This is a genomic window from Butyricimonas sp. RTP31003st1_G1_RTP31003_210430 (assembly GCF_040920905.1).
GTDB lineage: Bacteria > Bacteroidota > Bacteroidia > Bacteroidales > Marinifilaceae > Butyricimonas > Butyricimonas paravirosa.
Genome location: NZ_JBCOSQ010000068.1, coordinates 17,249 through 28,924, shown reverse-complemented (window position 1 = coordinate 28,924; position 11,676 = coordinate 17,249). Strand labels below are relative to the sequence as shown.

Genomic DNA, 11,676 nt, shown 5'->3' with positions numbered 1-11,676 from the left:
AAACTTTTCAACCACTTTTTTTCAAACTTTTTTAATCGACACTGGAATCCAGACTTTTAGAACGAGAAGAGCCAGGCAAGAACCAACCCGGGAAGCGGGAGGATACGGGGTAAGCCCCCTTCAATACCCGGACAGGCACGCTTCAAGGACACTCCCGAACGCCTTTGAAACGTCTTTGATTCGAATGTGATACGTCTTTGAACCCTGCCTTCTCCCTCTCTTCAAAGGGAAAACTACGGGAAATGGACCAGTACTCTACACTTAAGCTAAGGAAGGTCCGCAGATGGACTGGGGCAAGACCCCAACAATGATAATACTCGAACTCTCCAACTACACCCACCCGTGTTCATGTTATGTACATACTATGAAGATGCTATGTTCTTGTCCTAGCCCAGCGGTTAACAAGCGACGAGGGGACACCAAACAAGAACGGGGCAAAAGAGGTGATTGTATCTTGTAATCACCTCTTTCACTAATATCACCACACGTACATTCTATTTCACGATAATCGTAAAACAGTCATTCACATCCTGAGTATATCCTTCATTCGTAAAAGTCAGAGATATCCGATAACGCCCAACAGGGACATCACTATATACTGGCATAGAAAAAGTTCCATCACCGCTGACTTTCAACACTTCCCACATTTTTTCCGCATTACCCAATTCCGTGGTAATACTTTTTATACTGACAAAAATAGGTCGAGTACCCTCTACCCCTTCTATCGGCGTACTCGTCCAAGGCCATCCGTACTTATCACGTTTATATTCATCTCCTCCTATTGTCGGATAAATACCATTCTGCACGCAATATTCCGGAGTATATCCATAATTATTTACATACATCTCAAAAGTCGGATTCGGTTCGGGAGGAGTTAGATCCAGCACTTTTTTCACAACCATAGAATCCATAGTATAACCCGCATATTCTGTCTGTAAATAACCGGGAGTAACATCCTGGCAAGCTCCCAGCAACATACACACTCCCATCATTAATATCAATATTACTCTCATAGTCTTTCATTTAAATTTTTCCAAAATCATAACCATAATTCAAGGCATGAACTACTCCGTTTTTAGGTTGTATATTCGGTGTTGCTAAAGGAATCATTTTCCCGACGGTTACAGAATACAAAAACATCTCTATTGCCCCGGCTTCCGGAATCCCCTTGTAAGTATCCCGTTCCAGATAAGCAATGACTTGATTCTCTCCTATGCAAGTAAAAGTTGTTCCTCCATCCTGTTCCTCCGCATATATTGCGTAGTCCATATTCCGAAAGCCGATATCCTCTTTCAAATATTTTCCCACGACAACATGTTTCAATATTAGTTCTCGACACAAATCAACAGGCATTTCCTCTATACTCTCATACCTCACCTCCGAAACTCCATCATATTTACAATCCATCAAATAACGATAAACAGCAAAAGAAGGTGGGGCAAAAAAAGTCATTGCTGGCACGGTATCCACTCTTCCTTCAAACAAATCCGTCAATCCCGCCCGTTCTATCATCTGTACCGTATATCCCCATTGCTCAGAATTTGAACGCAAGTACTCCATAATAGTACCGTCGTAATAAGGAGAAGCGACTCCTCCATCAATGACTTCCTGCTTAGTTGTGCATGCAAAACAAACGATACACATACTCAATCCTATCAATATTTTCTTCATATTCTTCATAACTATTGTCTTTTTAACCAATATAGATTCTGTCGCATCAAGGGATTTTCCTTAAAATCAATACTCTTATTCATCAAGAAGAAAGCCCCATCAATACAATCCTGTTGTGTCACCGTCTGATAACCTCCTTCCAAGAAAGAATGCACGTAATCCAATCCGTTCCGGATAATATCATAATAACGATACCCCTCTACCAGTAATTCTTTTTCACGTTCCCGGAACACCGTCATCTGTAAATCACCATTATCTTCAGAGGATTGATAGAGAGCCGCACCCGCCCGTTTCCGGATCGTGTTCAAATCTTCGATGGCTCCTTCGATTTTATCACCTCCTAAATGTACCCGACATTCCGCTCTCAACAAGTAGATATCAGCCAATCGCCACCAAATACGATTAGAATTGAAAGAAGCAAATTTCTTTTTAGTACCCGTAACCGTAATATTCACACTTCTCTCCTTATAAGGGTAAGCAAAACCACCTGTTATACTCTTATCCATGGCATCCATCCCGTCAAGATCATAGAAATAGGCATATTTTCTAGTATCCGCACCCGGATACATTTTCCGAACTGAAGTCGTGAATATACGTAATGTGAAATCTTGCACGACACCCGGGCCATATTCAGGACGTACGGGATAACCCACATAATCCGTACCCAGCGAATATACCCGTTTTCCAACCTCGTTATAATAATCTTTCATTACCGTTTCATAAACTCCTTCCTTGCTATTACCAACAAGTACCGAAGCACAAACCTCTTCCGGAGTAGCTACCAAGTCATATAAAGGAGATTCTATCACCTTGGTACAAGCTTTTTCAGCCATGTCCCACAATTCTTTCTCATCATAATTCCGATCAACTTCAGCTGCAAAATACTTACCTCCGGCTTTCCAAGCACACAAATGAGCCAGTAAAGCATAGGCCGCACCCTGACAAGGTGTTGATTTTGAAAGCATAGTATTCCCGTTACAATCCGTCAGTTTGTCAAAAGGAGGCAAAATTTCGGCAGCTTTTTCAGCCATCTCTATCGCAAAATCACACACCTTCGGCCAAGGAGTTTTAGCCACGGGTTCCCAGTTAATCCCCCCTTTCTGTAAAATACAGTCACCCCAACGACGTATCAAATCAAAATAAGCTAAAGCTTTAAAGAAGTAAGCCTGCCCTTTATAAAACTGTCTCCGTTCATTCGGCATCTCAACAACATCGACATGCGACAGCACGGTCTCTGCTCCCATAATCACCTGATACCAAGCTTCCCACAAATCAGCCGTCCCGGCTTCCAATTCCAACATCCGGGCACCCCTCCGTGATTCATCCGCCTCATCAGCATAAGCTCCTTTTTCCACTTGCAGCAAAGCATTCCAACATACCATATCCCGTACCCCCGCTCCAACACCGTATACTAATGCTTCAACATCCTTTTCTTTCGTGATATTTCCAAAAGTCAGGCTGTTCTCCGGTTCAACCCGTAACAGGTCCGTACATCCCACAAAGAACGACATACATAATAAAATTACTATCAATTTCATAACTTAAAATTTCAAGGTTAAACCTATTGTAAACTTTCTAGCAAGAGGATAATTTCTCCCGCTATCGATACCGGTTCTAATATCCACGATCTCCGGATCAATGCCTGAATAATTTGAGAAGGTCAGCAAATTTTCTCCACTAACAAAGAGACGTAACTGTTCAATCTTCCAATTCCGGATCAAGGAACGAGGCAAATCATACCCCAAAGTCACGGTTTTCAATTTTAACCAATTCACTTTTTCTACATAACGATCAATCACGCTCATTTCATTCGGAAAGAACTGCATCTGGCTATCGGCTTGTAATTTGGCATAATCCGAATTATCCCCCGGTTGTTCCCAGAAAGTGACATTCCGCACATCCATCAAAACAGGATGCTCCAAACCATTGTAATTAGGAATAATTGAACTTCCGGGAAGAGTATTGTACATATGACGTCCCAGCTGGTAAGCCCATGAGAAATTCAAATCAAATCCTTTCCATTTCAACTCACTAACAATACCACCACTAATTTGAGGTAAAGCACTACCTAAATATACCCGATCACTACTCCCAATAGAACCGTCACCGTTTACATCCACAAATTTCAAATCTCCGGGTTTGTAGTACTGGATCCCTCCCATTGGAGAACTCATGCCAACATTATTGTATACAATAGGCACCTCATCTTGACTGTTAATATATCCCTCCGTCCGATAACCATAAATCCCATTCAAAGCTTTACCGATAATTCCCCTGGAGTTATCTTTACCATTATATGATTTCTCATAACGATTCCAGACTTTTGCACCATTAACCGACACCCGCCATGAAAAATCGGGCTTTCTAAATATATCATATTTAACCAACAACTCGATTCCCTCATTTGAGATGGCAGCTGCATTCTGCCACTGAGAACCGAAACCGTTATGCTCTCCCGGCAAAGAGACCGGGAACAGGAGCTTATCGGTATAACGGTAATAATAATCCAAGGTAATTCCCAAACGATAATCCAGTAAATCCAGATCCAAACCGAAATCATACTGGTCTGTCTCCTCCCAAGTCAAATCTTGATTATACGCTCCTAAAGACCACGAGGGTTCTAATGTACTATTCCCTTCAAAAGGAGCTCCATTTTGCATAATTCCCAATGCGAGATAAGCCGATTCGAAATGTTTCCCGGAACGTCCCCAGCTAGCCCGGATTTTACCGAAATTCAACCATTCTAAATTTTCCCGGATAAAACTCTCCTCGGAAAAAGTCCATGCCGCAGCAACGGAAGGGAAAGTTCCCCATTTCTTATGTTCCCCGAAAGTCGAACTTCCATCCCGCCGGATACTGGCTGAGAACAGATATTTCTTTTTATAGTTGTACTCCAAACGAGCAAAATAAGAAATCAGGACCTGTTCCGTCATATCCGAAAGGTAGTGCTGCAAAGCTATTTTACGGCTAAGCGTAGGTGTCAGTTGTTCATCCCCTAAATCCGGGAATCCCGGACGCACGTAATAAATCTGATCACTAGGAGAATTCTCCCCGCTTCCTCCATTATACTCGGTCTGATCATACTGATAGGACAGACCGGCCACCGCACTTATATTATGATTCTCGTTAATTGTAGTTTTATAATTCAATAAATTTTCATTCAATACCATCAAACTTATCCCGGTTTCACCAACACTCATAGACCGGTTGGTAGACATCAGGTAAGAGGGTGTAAAACCATTACGACGATTTAATGAATAGTCTGCAGCCAAGGAAGTTGATAATTGTAAACCTTTGATAATCTCATAGCCTAACTTGAAATTGGTTCTCAAACGAATTGAACGGTTTTTTTCTTTTATATTTTTCATCTGGTCGACAATATAGTCCCAAACAGCCGAACCTTCCCCCGGATATAGAGAACTAAGATAATAAGGGTCCCCCGGTACAACGCCGATCATCGGTGAACTCTGGAAACTAGAACTGAACGACCCGTATCCCTGTTTCCGATTAGCCAAAGAAGCGTTCAAGCGCAAATCCACGGTCAATTTATCTACTGGAATTATGTTCATACTGGAGTTCAAATCTATTCGATTAAAACCGCTCCCTTTTAATATACCAGATTCATCGTAATAGCCTAATCCCAAACTATAAGCGATTTTTTCCGAACCGCCATAGGACTGGATATTAGCATTCGTCACTTTCCCCTTATGGTAATACATCGGGAAAAAGTTCGTGGCATTATTATAGAAATCGTTCAAACTATCCTGGAAAAAAAGCCCATTTGAAGTAGAAGTAACCGGATGCATCAAAGCATCCATCGTTCCTCCGGGATGCAAGTAATTCTCCTCCCAAGTTTCAGGGTATTTATAACGCAAAGTTTCCATATCCAAATAAGCTATCAACTCTTTTCTCAATGCCTTTAAACGAAAATCTCTTTCATAACGACCCACCATGATCGTCGGCAATTCCGGCAACACGCTCCAACTCTGTGAAACATTTACCGATAAAGAACTTTTTTGGTTTTGACGTCCCTTTTTCGTTGTCACGATAATCACCCCGTTGGCAGCCCTAGAGCCGTATATGGCTGCAGAAGAAGCATCTTTCAAAACTTCAATGGATTCGATCATATCGGGATTAATGTCTGACAACAAATTCGTTCCCGTGATCGGAGAAGTAAACGAATTCAATGGAACACCATCAACAACCCATAATGGATTAGAAAAACGTCTCTCCAACTCTATGTCCAAAGAGTTGTATCCCCGAATGGTTATCGCGGCTCCACCACCTCCCGGGGCCCCTGAAATATTCGTAATATCCATCCCGGCAACCCTTCCTTGCAATAAAGTTGCAATATTCGGGGAGGGGATTCCTTCTAAATCTTCTCCCTTTACTGTGGATATTGCTCCTGTCATTTCACGACGGGTTGTCGTTCCGTAGGCTACCACAACCGCTTCATCCAACGCCTGAATATCTTCCTCCATAATAACCCGTAGGGTATCGGATTGAGCATTAAAAGTTACTATTTTCTTTTTAAAGCCCACGAAAGAAAATTCCAACGTCCCACTCGTTACAGGCAGATCCATGGCGAACCATCCCCTTGTATCCGTCGCTGTCCCCAAAGATACACCTGCAACCTTCACCGTCACTCCGGGAATGGGATCTCTCCGTGTATCATACACGAATCCTTTTACCCGCAATGATTTTTTTTCTTTCTCCTCTTTTTGCACCAACATCACCACGTCCTTATCAAACAAAAAGGTAAATGGGGTTTCAGCCAACGCATCACGTAAAACATCTTTAACTTTCTTCTTTTCCGCATGAATGTCCAACTTGTCCATTTTCTCTAGTTGGTTCGTGTTATAAATAAACCGTAACCCCGTCTGTTTATGAATTTCATCAAATAACTGATAAAAACTCACGTTTTTCAAGTTCAAGCTAATCACCTGATCTTGTGCTACACTATTTGCAAATGCGGTAAATTGCAAAAAAAACATAAAAATAACACACAACCTCATGATCATCCAATTTTTTTTATGTGACTCATCCAAGATATGCCACATGATTCTCTTTTTTTTCATACATTTGTAATTGAACTAAAATTAATACTGGACAGGTTCAGGCTCAATTGAACCTATCTATTGTTTAATTGTAAGTGATGAAGAGGCTCATTTCTTCGTCACTTATTTTTTACTTATGACAACTGTTCGTCCATTCAGAGCAAACCGGGCATTTGAGGTTTTCTCCAAAAAGAAAAACAAATCCCTAATATCAGCATACCGTCTCATGTTACAATCAAACCGCAGATCCTTTAGACTTTCATCTTGAAAAAACACGGTTACATCATACCAACGAGCCATTTTTTCCATGATAGATTCTAACCGCTCGTTGACAAACACAATATTTTGATTTTTCCATGCGATATAAGGGTATATATCCACCTGATGTATTTCACTCTGCCCCGTCCGGGAATCCGAAACAGCTAACTCGTTGGGTGCCATCATTCGCTCCGGAGTACTTATATTCGCCTTAAACCCTATTGATCCGTTCACAAGAACAGTCTCAATATTTTGTAAATCGTAAGCATTCACGTTAAACTCAGTCCCATATACCTTCAACGAAAATTCCCCTGCACGTACGACAAAAGGCTTATCATTTTTTTTCGTAACACAGAAATAAGCATTTCCTTTCAATTTTACCTCTCTGAAATCTCCAGAAAAAAATACCGGATACTCTAATTCAGAGTCCGCATCCAACCACACTTTCGTACCTTCACTTAGTGTCACAAAATATTCACCTCCTCGCGGAACGACAATTTTGTTATAAATCGGCTTTTCAACTCTCTTTGTAGATAAAGCATCATATTGTACTCCCATGACACTGTCGATCTTCAACACGGAACCGTCTTGCTCCTGAATCTTTTGTGTCGATTTTGTTAACTGAATTTGTTCACCCGTGGACAGAACTAACATTGCCTTTGATTGAATTGGCTTTATTTCCGAAACAACAAGTTTTTCAGAAACGACCTGTTTATCCTCTCGAATAAAAAAGAATAATGTCACAATCAATAACACTGCTATTGAAGCTGCCACTCCGTAATAAGGCGTCAGATTCCTTTTCTTTTTCAAAGAAGAGAATATTATCTTTTTTGCCTGTTCTTCCCGTATATGTACATCTTCTTGTACCCACCGGATTCGTAAATAATCCTTCATCAAAGATTCGTAAGCATTCCGATTCTCTTGACTCGCCTCCAACCATACACGCACATTTTCTTCTTCCCGCTCGTCTAATTCACCACTCAGAAAAGCAATTAACCAATCTTCTGTTTCGTGGTCTAGTTTCGTTTTTTCCATAGATTTGATCCTTTTTCATCTTATGTACAAAAAAGAGGATGAAAAAGTCTAGTGATTTTTGAAGAAAAATCATCAATTATCCAAAAAACATTAGTTTTTAACAATACCGGCAATAAACGAGCAAAAAATCAAGAAATCCTTCACGCCCCATTCGCTCTCGTAGTTTCCGTATAGATGTTCCTAACAAAGTTTTTACAGTAGAAACCGAAATATTGTAACGATCTGCCACTTCTTGATATTTCATTCCCTCAACAAAAACGCCATTCAATATTTCCCGACTACGATTCGGAAGAAGAGCAACTTCATCCATCACTTTAGCGATCAACTGGTCCTTCGAATCATCATATTCCTCAAACATACAATCGACACGTTCCACACTCACAAAACACGTGAATATATCACGTTTCGTCAATCGATTATAACAACGATTTCGAACCAACACCCGCAAAAAAGAAGAAAGTGTTTCCGGCTTTAATTCCCGGTGAATCTCTTGATTCCACAGAGCGATAAAAAATTCTTGAACAACGTCCTCGGCTACCCCGAGATCGTTCAAAAAAGTATTAGCCCATGAAACCAGAGATTTATAATAAGCTTCAAATAAAAGCTCCATCCCTCGTTGATCACGAGCATTTAACAAATCACAAATTTCTTGATCTTTCACCGACCGCTGTCCCATCATAACAGATTGAATCCATTTTGATACAAAAATAAAATTTTTATCCGGGGAATCTATAATCAAGGGGAATTTTAGCAAGAAAAAAAACAATGTATAAATGATCCGAAACTACAAGTTGTGTTTTATCCGTTCCAAACCGGGCCTCTGGAGCGGCGATTCCTTAAAGCGGACTTGAAATGTTTCCTCATCAAGTGCCAACCACTCTTCCCGGCTCATCCGCATCAACCATTCATTCGGGGAAAATTCCTCTACATGATGCAGTACGGCTTTCCGATTCCACGGACAGACCTCCTGACAGGCATCACACCCAAAAAAGCGATCTCCCATCTTTTTCTTTATTTCTGACGGGATGTCATCTTTTCTCTCTATTGTGTTATAAGAAATACAAAGATTGGCATTCACTTCATGCGAGGAAAGGGCTCCCGTGGGACAAGCCTCCACACACCGGTTACACTGACCACAAAAATTCCGCTCTTCGGGCAGAGAATACCTTGAAGGTTCAAAATCCGATATAATAACACCAATAAAACAATAGGACCCCAAACGAGGATGAATCAACAAAGAGTTCCGGCCAATCCATCCCAACCCGGCCCGTCGAGCCCACTCGTGTTCAAACACGGGAGCGGAATCCACGAATGCCCGGCCCGTAATCTTTCGTCCGGTCACTTCTTCCAGACAAGTATGCAATTTAAATAACCGGTCTTTCACCACCCGGTGATAATCTTTCCCGTATGCGTAGCGGGCAACTACCGGAATGCCTTCCGATTGGAGTTTCGGAGTATAATAATTAGTCAGAGTTACAATCACCGAGCGGACCCCTTCAACAAGTAAAGCGGGATTCTCCCGCTTTTCTATATTATTCGCCATGTAATTCATTCCTGCATGAAATCCTTGTCCAATCCATCGCTCCAACCTCTCTCTCTCCCGGGATAAAACATCCACCGGAACAATGCCACAGGCATCAAACCCGCACTCTTTGGCCTTTTCTAATAATGCCTCCATTCATGAACTTAAATATCAAACCCCAATTCCAACCGGGCCGTTTCGCTCATTCTTTCCGGAGTCCACATCGGTTCGAAAGTCAGGTTTACCGTGGCTTCATCAATCCCGTCAATCGTCAACACGACATCATGCACCTCCTGCACGATCTGGTCGGCAATCGGACATCCCGGAGCGGTAAGGGTCATGGTAACAATCACCTCGTTTTGTTTCGGGAATTCGATATTATAAACGAGTCCCAACTCCCATATATTCACCGGAACTTCCGGATCATAAACGGTAGACAATTTCTCGATCACTAAATCTTCCATTAAACTTTTTCCCATATCTCTCGTTATTTTCCCTCGTATGCCAAGGCGTAATACTTTATTTGTTTCACCATCGACAACAACCCGTTAGAACGTGTCGGTGACAGGTGTTGAGTCAAACCGATCTTGTCGATAAAATCCAGATTAGCATTCATGATGTCGTGAGGCGTCTGACCAGAGAATACCCGGATCAATAATCCGGCAATACCTTTCGTGATAATGGCATCACTATCCGCTTCAAAATACAACTTACCATCTCGCAATTCGGCATGAAACCACACTCTGGACTGACATCCTTTAATCAGATTGTCATCCGTCTTATGCGTTTCGTCCATCGCATTCAAGCCATTACCTATTTCTATCAGATAAGCATATTTATCCATCCAATCATCATACATGGAAAACTCATCCACGATTTGATTCTGAATCTCTTCTATCGTCATTGCTCTTATAATTTGAAAATCTTTTCTATCTTTCTTAACCCTTCACAGAAAACATCAATTTCTTCCCGGGTGTTATACATGGCTATGGAGGCGCGAGCCATTCCTTGTACCCCGTAATGTTGCATCACGGGTTCCGCACACAATTGTCCCGTACGTATGGCAATCCCCATCTTATCCAGCAAAGTGCCCAGATCAAAAGGATGTATGCCCTCTATTCCGAACGAGATCACGGAAGACTTATTCGCGGCATCCCCGTATAAGATAATGCCCGGAACCTCCCGAACCTGTTTCATGGCATAATCCATCAGACCATGTTCATATCCGGCAATCTCTTGCAAACCGATACTTTTCACGTACTCCAAGGCCTCACCTAAACCGACAACCCCGATAAAATCCGGAGTTCCGGCCTCGAATTTAAAAGGCAATTCGTTGTAAGTCGTTTTCTCGAAACGAACTTCCTTGATCATTTCTCCCCCGCCCTGCCAGGGGGGCATCTGTTCTAACAAGCTACGCTTTCCATATAAAACACCAACTCCCGTGGGCCCGTACACCTTATGCCCCGAAAAAGCGAAAAAGTCACAATCCAATGCTCGCACGTCAACCGGGATATGCTGGATAGCCTGAGCTCCGTCAACCAAAGCGTATGCGCCCAAAGCATGTGCCGCGTCAATCATCTCCTTCACCGGATTCACCGTACCCAACACGTTAGAAACATAAGCCACACATACCAATCTTACCCGCTCATTCAAAAGCCCCCGGAACACCTCCATGTCCAGCTCGCCCTTATCATTAAAAGGAACTACTTTCAACACGGCCTTCTTGCGTTCACATAACATTTGCCAGGGAACGATATTGGCGTGGTGTTCCATTTCCGTCACGATGATCTCGTCACCTTCCCGGATAAAAGCCTCCCCGAAAGTGTAAGCCACGAGATTGATACTCTCGGTCGTTCCCCGGGTAAATATCACCTCATCCGTGGACTCCGCGTTGATAAACTCTCTCACGGTTTCCCGGGCTTGTTCATTGGCATCCGTACATTTATTACTCAGATAATGCACTCCCCGATGCACGTTGGAATTGTAACGTAAATAATATTCCGTCATCTTTTCCACCACCCGCAAAGGTCGCTGGGTTGTTGCCCCGTTATCCAGGTAAACCAACGGTTTGCCATAAATCTTTTCCTCCAGTATCGGGAAATCTTTTCTAATCCGATTGACGTCAAACATAAT

General features: G+C 42.2%; 11 protein-coding genes. 1 reads left to right on the top strand and 10 read right to left on the bottom strand.

The annotated features are described in order from the left end of the window. On the top strand, nt 1–190 hold a 190-nt coding region (locus tag AB5542_RS17310), incomplete at its 5' end, for a hypothetical protein (RefSeq protein WP_368243253.1). Nucleotides 191–494: 304 nt separating this feature from the next. Here the strand turns inward: AB5542_RS17310 and AB5542_RS17305 are convergent. From AB5542_RS17305 to AB5542_RS17260, 10 genes are all read right to left on the bottom strand, one after another. Beyond that, complete coding sequence (locus AB5542_RS17305) at nt 495–1,013, bottom strand: hypothetical protein (protein ID WP_118305798.1); 519 nt, start codon at nt 1,011–1,013, stop codon at nt 495–497. Nucleotides 1,014–1,023: 10 nt separating this feature from the next. Further along, nucleotides 1,024–1,680: a hypothetical protein gene (locus AB5542_RS17300; RefSeq protein WP_229128386.1), complete on the bottom strand. Its 657-nt coding sequence runs from the start codon at nt 1,678–1,680 to the stop codon at nt 1,024–1,026. Between the two features lie 2 nt (nt 1,681–1,682). Next, nucleotides 1,683–3,209, bottom strand: a complete 1,527-nt coding sequence (locus AB5542_RS17295; RefSeq protein WP_087421666.1) for a RagB/SusD family nutrient uptake outer membrane protein — start codon at nt 3,207–3,209, stop codon at nt 1,683–1,685. 3 nt (nt 3,210–3,212) lie between these two features. Next, entirely contained in the window at nt 3,213–6,749 is a 3,537-nt protein-coding gene (locus AB5542_RS17290) for a SusC/RagA family TonB-linked outer membrane protein (RefSeq protein ID WP_279041107.1), read from the bottom strand. Nucleotides 6,750–6,851: 102 nt separating this feature from the next. Next, complete coding sequence (locus AB5542_RS17285) at nt 6,852–8,021, bottom strand: FecR family protein (protein WP_087421664.1); 1,170 nt, start codon at nt 8,019–8,021, stop codon at nt 6,852–6,854. 97 nt (nt 8,022–8,118) lie between these two features. After that, nucleotides 8,119–8,700, bottom strand: coding sequence for an RNA polymerase sigma factor (locus AB5542_RS17280; protein WP_229128384.1), 582 nt, complete (start codon nt 8,698–8,700; stop codon nt 8,119–8,121). Between the two features lie 105 nt (nt 8,701–8,805). After that, the gene (gene queG, locus AB5542_RS17275) at nt 8,806–9,699 is read right to left on the bottom strand and encodes a tRNA epoxyqueuosine(34) reductase QueG (protein WP_279041105.1); all 894 of its coding nucleotides are present in this window, start codon (nt 9,697–9,699) and stop codon (nt 8,806–8,808) included. 8 nt (nt 9,700–9,707) lie between these two features. Then, complete coding sequence (locus AB5542_RS17270; RefSeq protein WP_087421662.1) at nt 9,708–10,022, bottom strand: metal-sulfur cluster assembly factor; 315 nt, start codon at nt 10,020–10,022, stop codon at nt 9,708–9,710. A gap of 8 nt (nt 10,023–10,030) precedes the next feature. After that, the gene (locus tag AB5542_RS17265) at nt 10,031–10,447 is read right to left on the bottom strand and encodes a SufE family protein (RefSeq protein ID WP_279041103.1); all 417 of its coding nucleotides are present in this window, start codon (nt 10,445–10,447) and stop codon (nt 10,031–10,033) included. A 5-nt stretch (nt 10,448–10,452) separates the two neighbouring features. Then, a complete protein-coding gene (locus tag AB5542_RS17260) occupies nt 10,453–11,673 on the bottom strand; it encodes an aminotransferase class V-fold PLP-dependent enzyme (RefSeq protein WP_279041101.1) in 1,221 nt (406 codons plus the stop codon). Nucleotides 11,674–11,676: the final 3 nt, after the last annotated feature.

Bases quoted from the DNA above. Each gene is read 5' to 3' on its own strand.
- AB5542_RS17300 (WP_229128386.1), bottom strand. From the start codon at position 1,680: ATGAAGAATATGAAGAAAATATTGATAGGATTGAGTATGTGTATCGTT.
- AB5542_RS17270 (WP_087421662.1), bottom strand. From the start codon at position 10,022: ATGGGAAAAAGTTTAATGGAAGATTTAGTGATCGAGAAATTGTCTACC.
- queG (WP_279041105.1), bottom strand. From the start codon at position 9,699: ATGGAGGCATTATTAGAAAAGGCCAAAGAGTGCGGGTTTGATGCCTGT.
- AB5542_RS17260 (WP_279041101.1), bottom strand. From the start codon at position 11,673: ATGTTTGACGTCAATCGGATTAGAAAAGATTTCCCGATACTGGAGGAA.
- AB5542_RS17305 (WP_118305798.1), bottom strand. From the start codon at position 1,013: ATGAGAGTAATATTGATATTAATGATGGGAGTGTGTATGTTGCTGGGA.
- AB5542_RS17285 (WP_087421664.1), bottom strand. From the start codon at position 8,021: ATGGAAAAAACGAAACTAGACCACGAAACAGAAGATTGGTTAATTGCT.
- AB5542_RS17280 (WP_229128384.1), bottom strand. From the start codon at position 8,700: ATGATGGGACAGCGGTCGGTGAAAGATCAAGAAATTTGTGATTTGTTA.
- AB5542_RS17295 (WP_087421666.1), bottom strand. From the start codon at position 3,209: ATGAAATTGATAGTAATTTTATTATGTATGTCGTTCTTTGTGGGATGT.
- AB5542_RS17290 (WP_279041107.1), bottom strand. From the start codon at position 6,749: ATGAAAAAAAAGAGAATCATGTGGCATATCTTGGATGAGTCACATAAA.
- AB5542_RS17265 (WP_279041103.1), bottom strand. From the start codon at position 10,447: ATGACGATAGAAGAGATTCAGAATCAAATCGTGGATGAGTTTTCCATG.